At 37.3% G+C, this 17943-nt stretch carries 21 protein-coding genes; 4 read left to right on the plus strand and 17 right to left on the minus strand.

Annotated features, from left to right (window positions below):
• Positions 1-39: 39 nt before the first annotated feature.
• The gene (locus tag ACFX4X_RS14775) at positions 40-585 is read right to left on the minus strand and encodes a response regulator (protein ID WP_377384482.1); all 546 of its coding nucleotides are present in this window, start codon (positions 583-585) and stop codon (positions 40-42) included.
• A 92-nt stretch (positions 586-677) separates the two neighbouring features.
• Positions 678-1709 (minus strand): Delta(5) desaturase DesA, encoded by a 1032-nt coding sequence (desA, locus tag ACFX4X_RS14780; RefSeq protein WP_377384484.1) that lies wholly within the window; start codon positions 1707-1709, stop codon positions 678-680.
• Between the two features lie 371 nt (positions 1710-2080).
• Here desA and ACFX4X_RS14785 point away from each other — a divergent pair, with 371 nt between their 5' ends.
• The gene (locus ACFX4X_RS14785; protein ID WP_377384486.1) at positions 2081-2497 is read left to right on the plus strand and encodes a hypothetical protein; all 417 of its coding nucleotides are present in this window, start codon (positions 2081-2083) and stop codon (positions 2495-2497) included.
• Positions 2498-3001: 504 nt separating this feature from the next.
• A complete protein-coding gene (locus ACFX4X_RS14790; protein ID WP_377384488.1) occupies positions 3002-4411 on the plus strand; it encodes a LysM peptidoglycan-binding domain-containing protein in 1410 nt (469 codons plus the stop codon).
• 31 nt (positions 4412-4442) lie between these two features.
• On the opposite strand, the gene ACFX4X_RS14795 is transcribed toward ACFX4X_RS14790, so the two are convergent.
• The 8 genes from ACFX4X_RS14795 to ACFX4X_RS14830 all read right to left on the minus strand — a co-directional run bounded on the left by ACFX4X_RS14795 (position 4443) and on the right by ACFX4X_RS14830 (position 10161).
• Positions 4443-5339 (minus strand): DMT family transporter, encoded by an 897-nt coding sequence (locus ACFX4X_RS14795; RefSeq protein WP_318685601.1) that lies wholly within the window; start codon positions 5337-5339, stop codon positions 4443-4445.
• A gap of 153 nt (positions 5340-5492) precedes the next feature.
• The gene (locus tag ACFX4X_RS14800) at positions 5493-5696 is read right to left on the minus strand and encodes a zinc ribbon domain-containing protein (protein ID WP_377384490.1); all 204 of its coding nucleotides are present in this window, start codon (positions 5694-5696) and stop codon (positions 5493-5495) included.
• Between the two features lie 97 nt (positions 5697-5793).
• Positions 5794-6024: a DUF2500 domain-containing protein gene (locus ACFX4X_RS14805; RefSeq protein WP_377384492.1), complete on the minus strand. Its 231-nt coding sequence runs from the start codon at positions 6022-6024 to the stop codon at positions 5794-5796.
• A 425-nt stretch (positions 6025-6449) separates the two neighbouring features.
• Entirely contained in the window at positions 6450-6992 is a 543-nt protein-coding gene (locus ACFX4X_RS14810; protein WP_377384494.1) for a hypothetical protein, read from the minus strand.
• A gap of 158 nt (positions 6993-7150) precedes the next feature.
• Positions 7151-7303 carry a hypothetical protein gene (locus ACFX4X_RS14815; RefSeq protein ID WP_185148005.1) on the minus strand — a complete coding sequence of 51 codons (153 nt, stop codon included), beginning with the start codon at positions 7301-7303 and terminating at the stop codon, positions 7151-7153.
• A 295-nt stretch (positions 7304-7598) separates the two neighbouring features.
• A complete protein-coding gene (locus ACFX4X_RS14820) occupies positions 7599-8555 on the minus strand; it encodes an ABC transporter permease (RefSeq protein WP_377384496.1) in 957 nt (318 codons plus the stop codon).
• On the minus strand, positions 8555-9487 hold the full coding sequence (locus ACFX4X_RS14825; protein WP_125162991.1) for an ABC transporter ATP-binding protein: 933 nt from the start codon (positions 9485-9487) through the stop codon (positions 8555-8557). Before ACFX4X_RS14825 ends, ACFX4X_RS14820 begins: the two co-directional genes overlap by 1 nt.
• 434 nt (positions 9488-9921) lie before the next feature.
• Complete coding sequence (locus ACFX4X_RS14830; RefSeq protein ID WP_125162990.1) at positions 9922-10161, minus strand: hypothetical protein; 240 nt, start codon at positions 10159-10161, stop codon at positions 9922-9924.
• A gap of 1060 nt (positions 10162-11221) precedes the next feature.
• On the opposite strand from ACFX4X_RS14830, the gene ACFX4X_RS14835 reads away from it, so the two are divergent.
• Positions 11222-12019, plus strand: a complete 798-nt coding sequence (locus ACFX4X_RS14835) for a peptidoglycan-binding protein (protein ID WP_375166200.1) — start codon at positions 11222-11224, stop codon at positions 12017-12019.
• Between the two features lie 92 nt (positions 12020-12111).
• On the opposite strand, the gene ACFX4X_RS14840 is transcribed toward ACFX4X_RS14835, so the two are convergent.
• From ACFX4X_RS14840 to ACFX4X_RS14850, 3 genes are read right to left on the minus strand one after another with little or no spacing between them, the layout of a single operon-like run.
• Positions 12112-12645, minus strand: a complete 534-nt coding sequence (locus ACFX4X_RS14840) for a GNAT family N-acetyltransferase (protein WP_377384499.1) — start codon at positions 12643-12645, stop codon at positions 12112-12114.
• Positions 12626-13078, minus strand: coding sequence for a bleomycin resistance protein (locus ACFX4X_RS14845; RefSeq protein WP_377384501.1), 453 nt, complete (start codon positions 13076-13078; stop codon positions 12626-12628). Before ACFX4X_RS14845 ends, ACFX4X_RS14840 begins: the two co-directional genes overlap by 20 nt.
• Before the next feature lie 56 nt (positions 13079-13134).
• Positions 13135-14136: a phosphotransferase enzyme family protein gene (locus ACFX4X_RS14850; RefSeq protein ID WP_377384503.1), complete on the minus strand. Its 1002-nt coding sequence runs from the start codon at positions 14134-14136 to the stop codon at positions 13135-13137.
• A gap of 427 nt (positions 14137-14563) precedes the next feature.
• On the opposite strand from ACFX4X_RS14850, the gene ACFX4X_RS14855 reads away from it, so the two are divergent.
• Positions 14564-15262: a Dph6-related ATP pyrophosphatase gene (locus ACFX4X_RS14855; protein WP_061464963.1), complete on the plus strand. Its 699-nt coding sequence runs from the start codon at positions 14564-14566 to the stop codon at positions 15260-15262.
• A 223-nt stretch (positions 15263-15485) separates the two neighbouring features.
• Here ACFX4X_RS14855 and ACFX4X_RS14860 read toward each other — a convergent pair whose 3' ends face one another.
• The 4 genes from ACFX4X_RS14860 to ACFX4X_RS14875 form a co-directional block, all read right to left on the minus strand.
• Positions 15486-15716 carry a hypothetical protein gene (locus ACFX4X_RS14860; RefSeq protein ID WP_125162981.1) on the minus strand — a complete coding sequence of 77 codons (231 nt, stop codon included), beginning with the start codon at positions 15714-15716 and terminating at the stop codon, positions 15486-15488.
• 59 nt (positions 15717-15775) lie between these two features.
• Positions 15776-16042, minus strand: coding sequence for a hypothetical protein (locus ACFX4X_RS14865; protein ID WP_061464967.1), 267 nt, complete (start codon positions 16040-16042; stop codon positions 15776-15778).
• A gap of 450 nt (positions 16043-16492) precedes the next feature.
• A complete protein-coding gene (locus tag ACFX4X_RS14870; protein WP_284469658.1) occupies positions 16493-16912 on the minus strand; it encodes a VOC family protein in 420 nt (139 codons plus the stop codon).
• 39 nt (positions 16913-16951) lie between these two features.
• Positions 16952-17863 (minus strand): DMT family transporter, encoded by a 912-nt coding sequence (locus tag ACFX4X_RS14875; protein WP_377384506.1) that lies wholly within the window; start codon positions 17861-17863, stop codon positions 16952-16954.
• Positions 17864-17943 lie beyond the last annotated feature (80 nt).

The raw sequence follows: 17943 nt of genomic DNA on the forward strand, positions 1-17943 counted from the left end.
TGATCTAACCCTGTCATAAAGTCTCTATCCCAAATCCATCTAGCCAGCCGGTAACTTCATTTTATCCTTGATAGTCGAAAAGTATTTCCTTACGGTCCCAATTGTGTTGCTTTGCTGATTTGAGGGGTCAAGTGTGGTTTGACCATCGGCTAACAGGCCTAACACACCCATTTCCTGGTCATTATTATTGGAAGACTCATCCATAAGTTCAGGGGAGTATATTCGCTTGCCATCCATTACGCTGCGAATCGAGGAGGCTAACTCTTCACTCGGGTTATCCTTCAATAAATAACCACTTACATTAGCTTTTAAAGCAAGTTGAAAATAACCAGTCCTTCGAAATGTCGTTAAAATAATCACTTTGCATTCAAATGACTTTAAAGCTTCAGCTGCCTCAAGCCCGCTCTTTACAGGCATCTCCATATCCATGATACAAACATCCGGCTTTAATTGGTGCACAAGAGTAATCGCTTCTTCTCCATTACTGGCTTGCCCGGCAATTTCTATATCTTCTTCAAGATTGAGTAGAGAACTAATTGCCTCTAACAGCATTTGCTGATTCTCTGCAATGACAATTCGGATCATTTTAAGTTCTCTCCTTTATTGAGTCGTTATATGAAGAAAAGACTCCCCAAAATCCAAGGATTATTAAGGGAGTCTGGAATGATTCATGAACGTTACAATTCAGATTTCACTTGAGCGGAAACACTTTTTTTCGTTAAATGTTTTATGTCTTTAAAGCCAACAAAATTCTTGTTTTTCTCATCCCACAAGCGGAAACGGAGCGACTGTAAGCTTGTAGCAAGAGTAATCGTTGGTACGTTCTTTAAAGGCTCTGTATTATTATGTGCATTTTCCAGTTTATAGTTAGGTACCCTAGGACTTAAATGGTGAACATGATGGTAACCGATATTACCAGTAAGGAACTGCATCAGTTTTGGTAGCTTATAAAAAGAACTTCCTTCCACTGCTGCCAATACATATTCCCACTCCTCATTTTCTTCAAAATAAGAGTCCTCAAATGTGTGCTGGACGTAAAACAGCCAAATGCCCACTGAACCTGATATTAAGAAAATGGAACCTTGTACTAAAAGAAATGACTGCCAGCCTACTGCAAGGCAAAGCAATGCCACTAAACCAACGATTAATACATTCGTCAAATAGGTGTTCATTTTTTCCTTCTTTCTAGCACCTTTCCGGTTAAATCTATTTTTAAGAAGGAAAACATAAATCGGACCTATCCCAAACATTACCAATGGATTACGATAAAAACGATAGGCAAAACGAAGTCTAAGCGGCGCAGCCAAATATTCATCCACCGTAAGGGTCCAAATATCCCCTGTACCCCGCTTATCTAAATTGCCACTTGTTGCGTGATGCACAGAATGCTCATGCCCCCATTGATCAAAAGGGAATACAGTCAAAACACCCATGACTGTCCCGACTATTCTATTCGCACGGCGGCTTTTAAAAAATGAATGATGCGTACAATCATGAAAAATTATGAAAATTCTTGTCAAGAAGCCAGCAGCCAACACAGCTGGAATTAACGTTAACCAGTAAGAAACCGAAAGACTTATATATGCCAGGTACCATAAAATAATGAACGGCCCTAACGTATTGATGATCTGCCATATACTTTCTTTTGTCGTTGATTGTTCAAAAGGAGCAATTTGTTTTCTCAAGTTTTTAGTATTTTGTATGGTCATTAATCAATTGCACTTCCCTTTATTTTTTCGTTATTTCTTATTATAAAGAAATCAACCTGATTTTATTAGTACCAGGTGTCATGACTAGAAGATGACAAATGTCATGTACAAGATATTTTCGAAGGAAAACCCTACCAAAAAAAATGGAGAAAGGCAAAACCGGCTAACCCTGTTCATACGAATAGGATGGTATAGTTCCAACAAATTAATCTCCATTTGGAAGAATTTTTTTCTTATCATAGAAAGCTTAAAAACGACAAACGTATAATAAACTGTCGTAAATCTCGAGGGATTTTAGAGAGATGTTAATTATCAAAGCCACTTATGATAGGCTTAGACTACCAGTTGAAAAACTGTAAAGGGGAATTAGTTTGGATAAGGAAATGGAGAAAACAATTGTAAAATCATTTTTCACCAAAAGGCTCCAAGATAGAATTCTGTTCGAATTGTCTTCAGCCAAGAAACGCAAGGATGCCTTAAGTCGCCTTTGTCATTCTTACAGAACAACTCTTCGTGAAGAATACATCATTGAGATTCCGAAACCGAATTCAGATCCAGTAGATATAGCTAAGTTACTAAAACAGAATGGTGCTGAAGATTCTTGTTATGTAATATCCTGGGCTGAAGATATTGATGGTAAGGAGCTCCCCTTATTAACCGCCTTAGAAAAAGCTGTTGGAATGGGGATGCCCTCAATCATATCCTGCATACCAAATAAACTCGCTTATTTTGAAGCTGAACAAGAAGCCCTTCCATCTCCAAGATTTTTACTAAAAAGAAAACAATGAACACAAATAGGACTACCAATTTTATAGTCCTATTTCTAGATGAACTATCAGCATTAAACCTAACCATTAGTCGTAGCAGATTGCGCAGTGGAGATTAATTCCAGTTACTCTCCCTTTAAAAATAAATAAAGATCATAATTTGTCGAAATGGAGGAATATTCCGTCCCACACGCAAATAAGTCATTCAACATGCAAATATTCCGACCTTCATCAAAATTATTCGTCCTACAACAGAATAATTCGACCTACCATAGTGTGGGGCCACAACAGCAGAATCGTATTCCTGTTTAGATGATTCCCTATTTTCTAGACTTTTCCACAATGTACCTCTATTTTATTGCTATTCTCCATAGTAAACTAGTAAAGTTAAATTTTACAAAGGGGAATAAAATAATCGTGAAAAAATTCTTTGGATGTTTTATTATGTTAAACCTTCTTTGTATGTGTCTCTTTCCTACCAGTGGTAGTTCATCAAGTAAAACCCAATACATAGGTTCTGTTAAAGTGGACAATACAAAAGTTTTTAGTTCTCCTAAATTAGGTTCTACTCTATTAAAGACCTTAAAAAAGGGCGAGGAGTTTCCCGTCATTTCCTCTGCCGTTGGGGATTCCGCGGGCCCTATTATTCATAAAGTAAAGACTGGAAACACATTATGGAAAGTAGCAAATCAATATGGAGTTTCAGTAAGTGAGCTACAAAAAGAAAACAAATTAACTTCTTCCGAAATTACTGTTGGCCAAAGCCTGAAGATTCCCCAGAAATATAAGATCCATAAGGTAGTATCAGGAGATACATTGTGGAAGATTTCTTCTAAATATAAGGTAACCACCAGTGATTTGACGAAATTAAATAACTTACATGCAGATACAATTAATGTTGGCCAAAAATTGAAGATTCCTGATTATTACTACCAGGTTCAATTGCTTGATGGTAAAAAGGGATGGATAAAGACATCCCAGCTTCAAAAAAAGGCGCAAAAACCTGTCGTCATGGGCTGGACGCATAATGAATCGAAAGAAAACTACACCCAACAAATTAAACAACCTAATTTAAATGTAGTTTCTCCTCGTTCCTATACGCTGACGAATTCCGGTAATTTCGTTTCCGTTTCTGCGGATGCAAAGTTCGTCCAAAACGCCCATAAGCAAGGAAAGCAAGTTTGGCAGCTTATCGGAAATCAATTTGACCCTGTTTTAACCGGTTCTGTACTAGGCAATACAAAAAAACGCCAGAAATTGGTTTCAGCTTTATGTGATTCACTTGTTAAAACTAAAAGTGATGGAATAAATGTAGATTTTGAAAACATCGATCCAAAAAACAAGAAGGACTTTGTACTTTTCATAGGCGAACTGAAAAAGGTACTAAAACCGCATGGAATTAAAGTATCTGTGGATGTCACCCGAGAAAATGAAGACCCTTTTTGGTCAAAAAGTCTGGATAGGAAAGCTCTTGGCAAAATAGCAGACTACATAATCATAATGGGTTATGACGAGCATTGGGGAGGGAGCCCAGTAGCCGGGTCCGTTTCCTCGTTACCTTGGATAAAAGAAGGAACTAAGCTTTTAATGAAAGAAGTACCTGCCCATAAGATCATATTGGCTGTACCATTTTATACGAGAGAATGGGTAACCGATTTATCGACCAAAAAAGTGAAAAGCCATGACCTTACCATGGCTGAAGTCAACAAAATCATTTCATCTCATAAACTTAAAAAGGTATGGGATAAAAAGACTCAACAAAATTACGTGGAGTATACTTCCAAAGGGGAAAAGCATCAAATATGGATAGAAGATAAAAAATCGATGAAGCTCCGTATTGACCTGGTAAAACAAAATCACCTAGGCGGTGTATCTGCTTGGTACCTTGGATCAGAAACCCCTGACATTTGGGATGTATATCATTTTAATCAATAGATTGATAGAAAAACCATAAAGGAAAAAGGCCTCACATTGTGTGCGGCCTTTTCTGCATGACATCCTTTTCAGTCGGTCTTGTCGTCTTAAGTGAATAGAGCACCCCAATAAATATCAATGAAATACCCAAGATTTGAATCCTGTCCGGTTGAAATCCTGAAAACAGAATATCCAAAAGGATGGCCACTGCCGGATCGACAAAAATCATGAAAGATACTACATTTGTAGGCAAATGGCGGATACTATTAAAAAACAGAAGATACACGACGCCTGTATGGATGATGCCGGTAAGTACAGTATAAAACCATTCGGAAGATTTTAGCGTTGTGTAGACTGAAAAATCGACAAAAGGAATCAGTAATAGAAATCCAATGAACATTTGCAGAAAAGTGGTCGCGTATACACTTGTCTTTGAAATGCTCTTTCCTAAAAGCATGGTTGCCGCATAGAAAAATGCAGCAATGACCCCATAAATAATCCCTTCCCATTCAGGGGTTGATGATCGAAATCCATCTGTTCCCATAATGAATAATGTGCCAATGAAGCAAAGTGAAATGGCCAGGATGGAAAATAAACTCATTTTCTCCCTGAAGATGAAGCTCCCGATAATGAGTACAATGATCGGCGCTAAATGATAAAGCGAAATGGCAATTGTCACCGATATCAGTTCGAAAGATTTAAAGAGGAATATCCAGTTTAACAAGTTGGCCACCGCGCAGAAAATGATGAGCATTATCTCTCTACCATTCCATATTTCGTTCTTGAAATGTCCTGTAATCATCCATGCTGCACATAAGAATATGGCAGCACAAATGCAGCGAACAAAAACCAGTTCCAATGCAGGAAGTCCTGATAGTCCTGAAAAGAAACCGACAGATCCAAAGATCGTCATGGCTAAAGACAGTTGAAGAAGTGCTATTTTATTCATTTAATTTCTCCTTATGAAATCACACATTATTTTACATATAGCTTATACTAAAAAGTAATCCAACCGGTAATGGGCTGAAAGAACTTCATGCATAAATGAAGAAAAAACAAGAATCCCCTTTTCATGAAAAAGGGGATTCTTTTGTGCAGCTTATCACCCCAGGAATAGATCCAGCAGATTACTGCCTACAGATGATTGCTTATTATAAAACTCCGAATAACCGCAATTCTTGCAATACACAACCGTAAATTGATTATTCTGGACATCTAACATTTTTGACAATCCTGTTCCAGTCATTGCTACGTCCTTCTTGGCAGCATCATTGCTTCCGCATTTCATACATCCCTTTTCATTCATGATCCTTCATCCCCTAATCTATCCTAGATTCATTTTAAGTAACTAATTTATTAACAATTCTTCCCAGTAAAATCAATATATCTTGTTCCTTGAAAGGTTAAAGTGCCGACATCCCCTTCTGCAAGAATACCAAATTCTTTCCTGAAATATGGAATTCTGATCGATCGCCACTCTCAAATTCAAATGTAACATAATAAGTCGTAGAGGAGCTTTGCGAGTGGAGATTGTTATTGTGACCGTATGAATGACCATTCCTAATAGTATTTGTTCGTTTGTCTTTCACCATTGCAGGAACAGATAAACGAGGAGATTTCTCGTTCTTCTCCATTGACTAAGACCAGAGAATATATTAACTATGATCATTATAAAAATGATAACAAAAATAATTCCTATAAATACCGGAGCACCTGTGAAAATCCAAACCCCGCTTCCACCAACATCGTACCTTTGATATTCCTCTCCGCCCCGATGACATAATATACGGATAAAATGGAAATAAGTTTCAGTTCACATTCAAAAAAATGGTGAATTAATTTAAATTTTCTTCCCCTTTACTCCCCTCTGATCAATCTATATTTCCACCATCTAAAAAATTGGAGGTGCAGTTCAATAAAATGGGACCTTTTTATAACTCTCTCTTTTGGATTGGCTCCCTTTTTTATTTTCAATAGATTTTAAAGTAGGAAAAGTATTTGAAAATAATAGATTAGATAACGATAAGATTCTAATCATTCCTTCCCGGTAAAAAAAGCATTAAATAACATCTGAATCATCTAATCGTATTTCTGCAACCCTTCCACCTTGAACACACCAAAATTCTAAAGTAATATTCCGTTTATGGTCAATGTAGCCGATAATATCAGCTCCCTGTTCATAACTTTTATAATAATGATCCCCATACTTCAAAAGAACGTCCGCTTTCTTACTTCCTAATTTAATACCTTTGCCTGTTTGAAGGGAACTTTCAAATAGATCGTCATCCGCACTTGAAATGATTAACCGCATTATTTTCCCTTTATCCTCGTCCGAATTGATAGTGGCCGTTTTTAACCCGCCTTTCCAATAATAATAATCATATGCATTGTTATTGTCTTGATCGATGGGTTCTCCATATTCTCTAATAAATTCTGGACTCGATATGTTATCCCAGACTTTATATCCCCCGATAGACTCATCAGACAAGTCCGTTGATTTTGTCAATTTCTCAGAGAATGCCGAGTACACATAGAAACCTAATGTTGTTCCAATAATAATAAGTACAATTACTAAATTACGTTTATACTGCATTTTTCCCATCTCTAAAATCTACTCCATCCATATCGGAAATGAAAATATTGGCTATACCGATTTCCTTATTAAACTTTAACCTGACCTGAATAGGACGAATTGTTGGCGCGCAGGACGAATTGTTCATTTTTAATGATCGTCCCTGCCGTAATACTCAAATGGAGCTACTAACTAGCAAACAGGACGGAACTGATTCCCATTATGTATCCTCCGCCTATCCCGATCGCTACGCCAAAAACCGTCCATTGTGATATGTAAATACCTATTAGAAATAAAATGAATCCTATAAGTCCAATTAACAGAACCTTTTTTTTATTCATTTTGCACCCCTTGGTCAATTAAAATATCCTTATACTATCTTATACGGATAAAATTGGATAAAAGTTTCATTCTATTACTAAATTGATGATTCATTGAAAGAAAGTCGAGTAAATAAAGTAGATTCGAATACCTGCGTTTTTTTGCCCATGATAAAAAGGCTGCCGCAGCAACCTCTATCTTGAAGGGGATTTTATCATTATTACCAAATAAAAAATTTAATTTATTGTATTTTTCTCTCGGCGGCTTCAATAAGAAAAACCGAAATCAGCCACTGATTTCGGTCGTTCCCTCTATTTAATTAGTGATATCTTTTTTCTGGAAGAAGAAGAAAGTTAGCGCTAAAAAGATAAGATAATAGATGCCAAGTACACTCATTGAAAATCCAAGTGTAGCTCCATCAAACATTTCCATGGTTCCGGAAATATAGCCCCTTAAATCAAGGTGGGGGAATAAGACGAATTTTAACCACTCGTATTTACCGATGAATGATTGAATGACCATATTTAATGTCGAAGAGGCAAATAGGATGAAAATGGATATACCTACTGCAAGTGCTTGGTTTTTAAATAATGTGCTTAACATGAAAGCGATGGTCGTGATGACCAAGAATCCTGGTATCCAGTAAACGATCATGTCCACGAAATATTCTCCGACTACCACCGTACTGAATTCACCGAAAGATCCAGGATCCATTATTTTGTCTGAATACGAACCATTGCCAAAGAATATGATTCCGATTAGATAACTGAATATAAGCAGGCTCGCAAGTAATAACGCTGCAAATAACAGGGAAGTAATATATTTGGAAAGTAGAATCTTCCAACGTTTATAAGGCCTGATCAACAGTTGTTTAATGGTACCATCCGAAAACTCCGAGGAAACTAGCGAGCTGCAAACAATAACGACGAATAAAGTGACAAATGACGTTAATGCTGTAGTCCATTCCGCCATATATGTCCAATTCGTGTTTAAGTCAGGGTTTATATTATCAGCTAAAAGTTGCTTATTTAGATCAATGTCAGCCATGATTTCGGCTTTTTCATCGTCACTGATATCAGTAGCTTTCAATGCCTTTTGCTGTTCTTGGATATCTGCCTTTAACTCTTGCTTCCAATCTTTACCCGATTCGCCGGCACTTAATTTATAATCGATGACTGCCGCCCCTAATGCTGCCAATAAAAGAAAAGCGATGAATATATAGGTTGATACTTTTGAAAAGATTTTCATCCATTCATTTTTTACTAAGGACATCATACAGACTCCCTCATTTCCTGCTCAGTGATTTCAAAGAATTTATCTTCCAGTGATTTTCTAGTAATGCCAATTTCATAGACATCCAGTTGATTTCCATTAAAACTCCTGTTTATATCAGCCGTTTGTTCACGAGTAGCCGATACGGAGATTGTCTTCGCATCATATTTTAGAATCGTAATATCCACAAACTGTTCTTGAAGGATTTTTTTAGCTAGCTCCCCATCACTGACAGTGAATGAAACTTCATTTACCGTTTCGATTTTTTCATCTACAATATGTTCTTTCGTATGTATCAGCTTTCCCTTTTCGATAACGGCAAAACTATCACACATCAATTGCATCTCCGATAGTAAATGTGATGAAATCAATATCCCGACGCCTTCACTTGCCAGTACTTTCAAATAATCACGAAACTCACGAATCCCTTGTGGATCCAAGCCATTCGTCGGTTCATCAAAAATCAATAACGACGGTTTATGTAAAATGGCCTGTGCCACGCCAAGGCGCTGACGCATTCCTAATGAATAGGTTTTAACCTTCTTATCGATGGCATGATCCAGTTTGACAAGCTTTATGACCTCTTCTATTCGCTCATTGGATATGTCATTGGATGACATTCGGGCATAATGCAAGATATTCTTCCTGCCCGTCATGTACTTATAAAACTCCGGGTTTTCAACAATGGCCCCCAATTGATTCATCGCACCTTCGAAATCTTTATCGAGGTCACTGCCATTGATCATGACAGTACCGCCCGTACGGTTGATAAGACCAGTGATCATCCGGATGATAGTGGTCTTACCAGCCCCATTCGGACCAAGCAAACCAAAAATTTCATTACTTTTTATTTCAAAGCTGACATTGTCTACAATGGTCGCTTTTCCAATTTTTTTAGTTAAGGATTGAACCTTAAGAACCGTTTCAGACATATAATACCTTCCTTTTTTTATATTTTCCAAAATCACACAAATTCAACATTACCATATTATGCATATTGTTACTATACTGATATTCTTCCATTTGGATAAAAGCATCCCTTGAATCAGCTGCAATCAATAGATTTGAATTTCACCGTTCTTACCGATGGACTACAAGGTGATGGCAGCCTCTCTAACATACCCTTTTTCAAAATACCCAATGATGGTTTCTGTATGCCGCTTCCCTTCCCTATCCTTATAGCGCAATAACATCGAACTCACATTAAAGTCTTCAGTCGGCGTCAGCTACCCGCCCTCATAATTCCCAATATCAATATCACTGCAATGATCTTTCATCGAAATAGCTATGTATCGTTTCTTTTTATTACGTTTCCGAATGAATTAAGTTACAGGTTTTTTTTATATTAAAGGAAAATTTATGTTAATTATAAATAAAGCAACGTATAGGTAAAGCCGATAGAAATGGCCAGACCCAATGCAAAAAGGAAGATTCTTCTAATAAAAGAAGGGAAAAGTCTATAAACCATCATTAAAATAAAATCGATGAAATTCGTTGGTATTCCTGAGCCGAACTCTTTGACTACTTTCTTGTCACCAAAAACGGCGAACCACATTACAAAAAGACCACATAAAATGAAAATGAAGGAAAAAATCTTAAACCACATTCGATGTCACCCGTTCCTCATAACGATATTGTTTTAGTCTTATCTTAACTGGGTTTTAGGATTCAAGTTTTTCAAAATGAATTCTTCACCCCAAACCTCTTGCATGGGAATCCCCTTTGTCCTCACCGAATCTTTCTAATCCGCATTTTTCCAGCACCCGGATAGATCATAGATTCTCCTTGACTGCCCGGGCATAAAGAGGACGAACATTTATTTTCGTCAAAAAATTGAGCCCTGTAGCAATTCCTTTACCCCAATATTGCTTCCCAATCCAGTAACTCACTCCTGGGTTAACTTTTTTACAGAATATGGTCATTTTTTGAATAACCCGATTTGATGTGATATCCTTCCATTTGGTCAAAAAAAAGCCACTTTGTCTAAACTTTCTAACCCTTCTATTAACAAAAAACAGACGGTTATTTTTCGTCCTCATATATCAAGTAACCGCTGAAAGCTTATCCATGAAAAACTCCATCATTGCCTTTCCTCTAAATTCCAACTACATTCTTCCAGGATACCCTACTAGTATCTGACTGCGCTTCCCTCAAGATAACACTAATTGCCATAAAAGAAAGGACTAACAACAAATTACATGAACAAAACTCCCAAATTAAACTTTACTTAAAATATAACGTTTTTTCATTAAAGCTGTCTTCATTTAGAAGCGAAAACCCTCAACTCCTCGTGATTTCTTGAGTACATATCTTTTTTTTGGAAGAAACCTTTAATATTTTTCTTATAAAACAGACCGCCATATCCTTGCTAAGAGTCTGTGAATGAAAAGACCTGACTTGAAGGAGTGGATTATTGAAAAAATCTATCCCCGAACGATGTTGCCTGGATTTAGTCCACTCAATTCTTTTCCTGATTCTTTTTAATAGAATCCAGAATCCGCTAATTACTAAGGATATGGTAACCCGTTCTCCGCCTCATTTCTTTTCTTTCTCTAACATGTTTTAACAATTCCTTAGTGCCTTCGCGGTGTTTTTCCTTATCTGCGCCTAAAAGAGTGATCGTTTAACGAATGGTTTAATTGCAGGAAACAACGAGGAGGATAAACATGAAGAAAATTATAATAACGATCCTAACGGCTTCTGTATTCATTCTAGGAGTTTGCATGCCAACTAAAGGCGAAGCCGCAGCTTTGGATCGCACACTCTCATCAGGAATGAGTAATGGTGATGTAAAGGAACTACAAGAATTATTACTGACAAAAGGGGTTTTTCCCTATTATGAAGCAACAGGTTACTACGGACCGATTACAAAAGAATCCGTAAAGAAGTTTCAGGAAAAATCAGGGCTGAAAGCCGATGGAATAGCAGGAACAAAAACGAATCAGAAAATCCAGGTACTGAAAAGCGGGGATATCGGAAGACCTGTAGCTGAACTGCAGAGGCTATTGAAAGCCTCGGATGTTTACACATCAACGATCGATGGAATTTATGGTACAGGTACAAAACAAGCAGTCATGAACTTTCAAAAGCAAAAGGGATTATCCGCTGACGGTATAGCCGGTGCACGGACTTTCAGTAAATTAGAAGAAAGAGCCAGTTTAGCAAGCTCGGCCGTTAAAGAACTGACGGTAACAAGTACTGCATATACAGCGAGCTGCGAAGGATGTTCAGGCACCACAAGAATGGGCGTCGATTTACAAAAATATGATGATGCCAAACTGATAGCAGTCGATCCGAACGTGATTCCGCTAGGCTCCATCGTTGAAGTCGAAGGCTATGGACAAGCAATCGCTGCAGACACGGGCGGCGCGATCAAAGGAAACAGAATCGATGTATTCATCGCAAAAGAAGCGGATGCTTTAACGTGGGGAAGAAAGCAAGTGAAGGTTAAAATAATTAAATGATGCATGACGGAAACATCGTTTTAATATAAAAATAGATACATAACAAAACCGAAAGAGCATGTATTGAATCAATTCATGCTCTTTCAGTCTGTTCAAACCAACTTGTACATGATAATATCATCAACGTATTCACTTTCGTTCATCTTAAACTCCTTAACTTTACGGCCTTCTTCAACAAACCCCATACTTTTATAAAGTGATATTGCCCGATGATTTGTTGAAAAAACTCCTAAACTCACCTTTTCAATGAACGGATTGGTTTCCGCCCATTCCAATAATGCTTTAACTAGTTTTTTTCCAATACCCATCCCTCTGTATTTTTCTCTAATCATGATCCCAAATGAGCCCTTGTGAGACATTCTCCTCCTATTTTCCGATTGAAATCCTATCCATCCAATGACTTCACCATTTATTTCGGCCACGATGATGGTTTCTCGTTCACTTTCCAATAGCCTTCGTATCCAATCCCTTTGTTGTTCTGGTGTTTTATTAAACTCGTCTGATAACGCAATAAAGTACTCACCTTCGGAAATAACGGAATACTGTACATCCAAAACTGCTTCCGCATCTTTTAATTCACCAGTCCGAATCATATATGTAAGACTATTATTTTTCGTTTCTGACATGCCAATCCCCCTTATTTTTTAAGACTGCCCCACTCGGATTCATTGTCTGTGAAAACCTTAGTAAATAACCATCTGGATCTTGAACTAAAATCTCCTTTTTTACAAACACCTCATTATCGCTTTCATAATGGTTTTCCATCATTTCTCTAAATAATTTTATTCCACGCCTTTTTAAAGCAGCCGCCAATTTTTCAACATCATCAATATCAATTTGAAAATTAATCCCTCTGCCTAATGGATATATCAATTCTCCTGTATCCCAACTTCCATTTATTTCTTCCAGCATAATTTGCGATTCTCCTAAAGAAAGAAAGGCAAATTTATCATCAACACGTTCATATTCTAAATGAAACCCCAAAATTTCAAGGTAAAATTTTTTCGATTCACTTATATTCGATACTGATAGTTCAGGTACTAGTGCATTGAACTTCATATTCAGTTAAAGCCTCCTTGTCAGTACCCTGTTTAATGTTCAGATACATCAATCTTTCAATAAATCAGGTTCGAATTGAAGTGAACAATAGGACGGCCTTCCATGATTCTTTGTTCGGTTTTCTGAACGGTTTTATATAATTGATTATCCGCATTCTTCAAATCGTACTTTTTATGAAAAAAATTATATAACGTTAGATCCCTTAATTTTAAAAATAGCGGGATCGTTTCGTAATCTACAGGTGCGAGTTTATTTTCCGTCTCATAACCTTTTATAAAATCCCTCATGAATTTGGCAGCATATCCATCGAGTTCTTTTACACCTTCACGTTCTAAACTCCACATAAGATAATACAGAGGTATGGCCAGGTCGCTAGCTAACCAGTGATAAGAACAGTCATCAAAGTCAAAAACATGAATCTTGCCTTCATGGAAATGGAAATTGCCGTTATGTATATCAGAATGAATCAATCCAAAATTATCTTGATGAATTGGAAGTGCATTTAATTTATTCATGATTGATTCTTGCTGGTGCATCACTTGCTCTGGAACATCAGATTGATAGTGCTCGGCATTCAATAATTCTTCTTCATGCCAATCGAGCCTTTTATATTCTGTTTCAGGCTTGTAACTTTTTGTTTTTTTATGCAGGTGGCCTATTGTTCTTCCCCATTCAAAAAATAAATGTCCGTCGAAATTTTCATCGGTGACTTTCACCCTTACACCAGGGGCTTTTTCAAATAAGCAACAATAAAAATCTGTGCCATCCAGACCCTTTACAATTTCAACTAAGTTATTTTCTGTAGAAGGGATAACTTTCGGTATTTCACTTCCATTATTCTGTAAGTACTCTATCCACTTTAACTCAGCAAGCACTTGGCCTTTTGAACGATGTGATTGGTGTGTCATTCTTAAGATGTATGGTGTATCCCTGTGAACCTCAAATACGTAGTTCTCTGCATCGCCAAGTTTTACTGAACTCTCTGTACTCACTAGAAAAAAATGCCCGGCCAATTCCACCAATGCATTAGAAAAAATCCGCTCTACCGATGCTTCCATTATCTTCACTCCCATTAATGATGATTTTACTTAGTTAATAAAAAAAAGAATTATAATATACTTTATACGATATCAAGACGCCTTTTCCCTTTATTTGTATATCATTCTTCTTCTAAATTCTTATGGCAACATGGCGAAAGATAAGTTTATAGTGTTGAAGCGATTACAGATTATCGGCTTTTATCACTCTATCTTTGTTGAACAAACAAGTGTAATGGAACATTGCATGATCCCGTAAAAACTTCACTTTTATTCATCATTGGAATTTCATTTTTTTTTGCATAACGATGCAATAATATCTCATCCGTAAGGTCCAATAGTGATAAAATCAAACAAACAAAGCGATGAAACCTCATATATAAAATATGAAATTGGCTACTAACAGGCATCGTGAAAAAAGTCATTAGAATAAAGGGGAAAGATATGAATGGCAGAATTAATCGATTGGAAAAATAGTGCTCGCGGGCATAAATTTATAGCTTCTTTTAGCGGTGGAAAGGATAGTGTCTTAGCCCTATATAAAGCAGTGAAGGTTGGAGAAGCTGTTGGGCTGATCGTCATGATGGAGGAAGAAGGGAAACGTTCCAGATCCCATGGAATGCCTCCGGAACTCATTCGTGCCCAAGCTAAATCAATAGGTTTGCCCGTTTATACTGCAGCTGCAAGTTGGACAGATTATGAAAAAGTATTTATGCGCCTTTTAGAAAAAGCTAAAAATCAAGGAGCAGAAGTGTTAGTAACTGGAGACCTGGATATGCCTGCTCATGGCTGTTGGCACGAAAAGGTTACGAAGAATGCTGGATTAAAGCTTGGGATGCCTTTATGGGAAATGAACCATCGTGAAGCTGTCGAAGAGTTCATAAATCTAGGATTTGTAACGAACATTGTAACTGTTAATTTATCACTTGGAATGCGAGAGGACGATTTAGGGCGAACGTTAACCCATGAATACGTGAAGGAGCTTGAAGCTCGTGGTATTGACCCTTGCGGAGAAGGCGGAGAGTTCCATACCACGGTAATAGATGGGCCCATTTTTAAACATCCTATTCCAGTTCGTAAATGTGAGATCATTAAGGACGGAGAATATGCTTTTTTACCTTTGGAGCTAGATCAGAAAATAACATAAAAAAAGACAGTTTTCACCCAGGATTTCGTGGCCTTTCCTCTGAATTTTCAGATGTAAAACTACTGCGGTTGTGAGTATACCCCTCACAATCTTTTTCTGTTAATTTGATATTTAGTGGAAAGGCTAATATGAATTTTCTCCATATCGAGCTAGGATTCTTGGCATGACTTAAAAATTCTTTTCACTTCCTGCTTCAAAAAAAACGCCCTATGGGGCGTTAAAATCAAGATTCCTTTTCTTCTTCATTTGCTATTTTATTGAATTTCAAGATGGATTCTTGGATTACTGGATTATTGAATTCTTCTTGGATGGCTGATTGTACAAATGAATCTTCAACATTCGTTTCGTCCCAAGCATTAACCATGTAATCTGGATCATTGTTCGAATGCTCTCTGTTATATTCTGAACCTTGCCGACGATTTGATTTACCGTCTTGTTTCTCATTATTCGACAACTATTTTCACCTCATATTAGAGTTCGTAATATTTAAAAGGCTAAAAACCTTCCACCATTCTATAGATCCTGGTCCTTCATTGAAATGGGTGATCCAGTAGAAGTATGTTGATTTACCCAGTCCAGCGACACTTTTGAAACGGCCGGCCACTCAGGTATTTGGGTTTTATGTTGTTCCACCCAGCTCATGCAATATTGCGGGTCTATATTGCTTTCTTCGGATTTTGCCAAGAATGACTGAATTGTAGTTTCCGTACAGTTTTCCCATGATCCACATGTATCCTGCCAAATATTTTCCATTTTATTTTGAATATTTTCGTTAGACATACGGGTTCCTCCTTTAGATAAATGGTTCTTTTATATATCTTAATTAAGTATGTCCAAGGCTAAATAAATCATTACAAAAATTTTTCCGGCATAGTGTTCAGTACGACTACACGATGCTCCAAAAAGGCTTCAATGCCTTTTGATTTGAGAGGTTTTTTTAACTACAATGCCCCTATACTTCGATTAGGGCCTCCTTATACGCTAACGTACCTGGAATGACTTATCTAATGAATGTATGTGCTGCTTGCATCTGATGAGGGAGCATATATAGCAGGGATGCCCTTCACATCAATGGCGGAATCACTATGTCTTCATGAACCCAAAACGACCGAAAAGCACCATCCTTTTCGGCCGATTTCATTCATTCGATAAAGAAGGGGGCTGGCTGCCTGTTAAGCAGCAAGATTGGGTCCCCACTTGTAGATTCTAAATAAATTCACTTTTATTATTTTAATGTCCTATTCCTGGCGAATTCATCAATACAATTCTCCAGCCATCCGGATCTTCAATGGTAACACCTGACTTTTCCCAATATGGATTTTCCGGAGAAACCGGTTCATACCCCATACCTTTCAATCTATTCGTGATTTCCTCAATGGTTTTACGTTCAGGAATATAAAAGACGAGCAGATTATCTTGTGATGGGGCCGGACAAGGACTGCCATCTTTATGCTGAGTGAACTCTAAATGATAGCTGGAATCAGGCAGCCCAATCATGATGCCGTCATATCCCTCGTGCCCTTCAAAAGAACCGATTTTTTTCAAACCTAATCCTTCACAATAGAAGTCTACAACCTTCTTGAGTTGATCAGTAGGACGTGCAACGCGGATTTGCGCTACTCTCATTTCTTTTGGCCATTTACTTTCCATTGTCCCATCCCTCTCTGTATCGAATTACGGCGGAAACCCTTATTTGTTAATCGAATTTTCTTCTTTCAAGTTAATTTCACCAATATGCTTGCCTATTCCTAATGCAATGGCAGCACCTAAACAACTGAAAAGACAGCCAGCAGCCAAGTAAATGGATGGATCTGATTCACCAATCATCACTGAAGCCACACCTCCAATTGCCGGAAATAGGGCAACCATGTATCCACTTTTTGTCCCGCCTATTTTCTCTACAAGCTTGAGGTAGAATAGCCAAGCTCCAAAGGAGGCGAATATAGTTAAATAGAACAAAGCAGACAAATATGAAATGGATGTCGGTATACTGACTGCTTGTCCTTTTATGAACACAATTGCCCCTAAAAGAATTCCTCCTGCTGCAAATCCAATTACATTAGCATAGATTGGGTTTACTTTCTTCTTAGCATTTCTAGCTGAGCATGCATCGCCCATTGCAGTAAGGATGGTACCAAGAACGGCTATCATGATTCCTTTTATATCATTAAATCCATGAATGTCATTCAAACTTGGGTAAATAACAATACACACAGCCAGTACACCAATTACCCCTCCAATTAAGATACGAGAACGTAATTGTTCTTTCAAAAAAAGACGAAGGGCTATAGGTGTTAAAATGACTTTCAATGAAAAGATCAATGTAACCATAGCCGCTGAACTTAAGATAGTCGCGTAATAAAGACATAAATAGCTTAAGGCAAAATTACATATTCCAAACACAATAATAAATGGAACATCCTTTTTCATGGGTTTTCCTTTAGGTCTGAGAATGCATAAAAGAATGAAAAATAGGATTGCCGTCATACTTAAACGATATGTTAAAGATAACTCTAAACTCACAGGTGTACCTTGAATCTTTACGGCAATAAAATTAAGCCCCCATACTAATAAACAAAATATGTACATAAAGTTAGTCATAATAAAAGGCTCTTTTCGTAAAGATTGTTGTTTTTAAAACGAAACTATTTAAGGTTGATTGGAGCGGAAGTGCGAGACTC

The sequence above is a fragment of the Peribacillus sp. YIM B13481 genome, from assembly GCF_042787985.1.
Taxonomy (GTDB): Bacteria; Bacillota; Bacilli; order Bacillales; family DSM-1321; genus Peribacillus; species Peribacillus simplex_A.

Excerpts from the sequence above, each read along its gene's own strand:
- ACFX4X_RS14820 (WP_377384496.1), bottom strand. The coding sequence starts at position 8,555 with ATGTCCTTAGTAAAAAATGAATGGATGAAAATCTTTTCAAAAGTATCA.
- ACFX4X_RS14830 (WP_125162990.1), bottom strand. The coding sequence starts at position 10,161 with ATGTGGTTTAAGATTTTTTCCTTCATTTTCATTTTATGTGGTCTTTTT.
- ACFX4X_RS14875 (WP_377384506.1), bottom strand. The coding sequence starts at position 17,863 with ATGACTAACTTTATGTACATATTTTGTTTATTAGTATGGGGGCTTAAT.
- ACFX4X_RS14825 (WP_125162991.1), bottom strand. The coding sequence starts at position 9,487 with ATGTCTGAAACGGTTCTTAAGGTTCAATCCTTAACTAAAAAAATTGGA.
- ACFX4X_RS14810 (WP_377384494.1), bottom strand. The coding sequence starts at position 6,992 with ATGGGAAAAATGCAGTATAAACGTAATTTAGTAATTGTACTTATTATT.
- ACFX4X_RS14855 (WP_061464963.1), top strand. The coding sequence starts at position 14,564 with ATGGCAGAATTAATCGATTGGAAAAATAGTGCTCGCGGGCATAAATTT.
- ACFX4X_RS14775 (WP_377384482.1), bottom strand. The coding sequence starts at position 585 with ATGATCCGAATTGTCATTGCAGAGAATCAGCAAATGCTGTTAGAGGCA.
- ACFX4X_RS14845 (WP_377384501.1), bottom strand. The coding sequence starts at position 13,078 with ATGAAGTTCAATGCACTAGTACCTGAACTATCAGTATCGAATATAAGT.
- ACFX4X_RS14850 (WP_377384503.1), bottom strand. The coding sequence starts at position 14,136 with ATGGAAGCATCGGTAGAGCGGATTTTTTCTAATGCATTGGTGGAATTG.
- ACFX4X_RS14805 (WP_377384492.1), bottom strand. The coding sequence starts at position 6,024 with ATGGAGAAGAACGAGAAATCTCCTCGTTTATCTGTTCCTGCAATGGTG.
- ACFX4X_RS14865 (WP_061464967.1), bottom strand. The coding sequence starts at position 16,042 with ATGTCTAACGAAAATATTCAAAATAAAATGGAAAATATTTGGCAGGAT.
- ACFX4X_RS14870 (WP_284469658.1), bottom strand. The coding sequence starts at position 16,912 with ATGGAAAGTAAATGGCCAAAAGAAATGAGAGTAGCGCAAATCCGCGTT.
- ACFX4X_RS14795 (WP_318685601.1), bottom strand. The coding sequence starts at position 5,339 with ATGAATAAAATAGCACTTCTTCAACTGTCTTTAGCCATGACGATCTTT.
- ACFX4X_RS14835 (WP_375166200.1), top strand. The coding sequence starts at position 11,222 with ATGAAGAAAATTATAATAACGATCCTAACGGCTTCTGTATTCATTCTA.
- ACFX4X_RS14800 (WP_377384490.1), bottom strand. The coding sequence starts at position 5,696 with ATGAATGAAAAGGGATGTATGAAATGCGGAAGCAATGATGCTGCCAAG.
- ACFX4X_RS14815 (WP_185148005.1), bottom strand. The coding sequence starts at position 7,303 with ATGAATAAAAAAAAGGTTCTGTTAATTGGACTTATAGGATTCATTTTA.
- ACFX4X_RS14840 (WP_377384499.1), bottom strand. The coding sequence starts at position 12,645 with ATGTCAGAAACGAAAAATAATAGTCTTACATATATGATTCGGACTGGT.
- desA (WP_377384484.1), bottom strand. The coding sequence starts at position 1,709 with ATGACCATACAAAATACTAAAAACTTGAGAAAACAAATTGCTCCTTTT.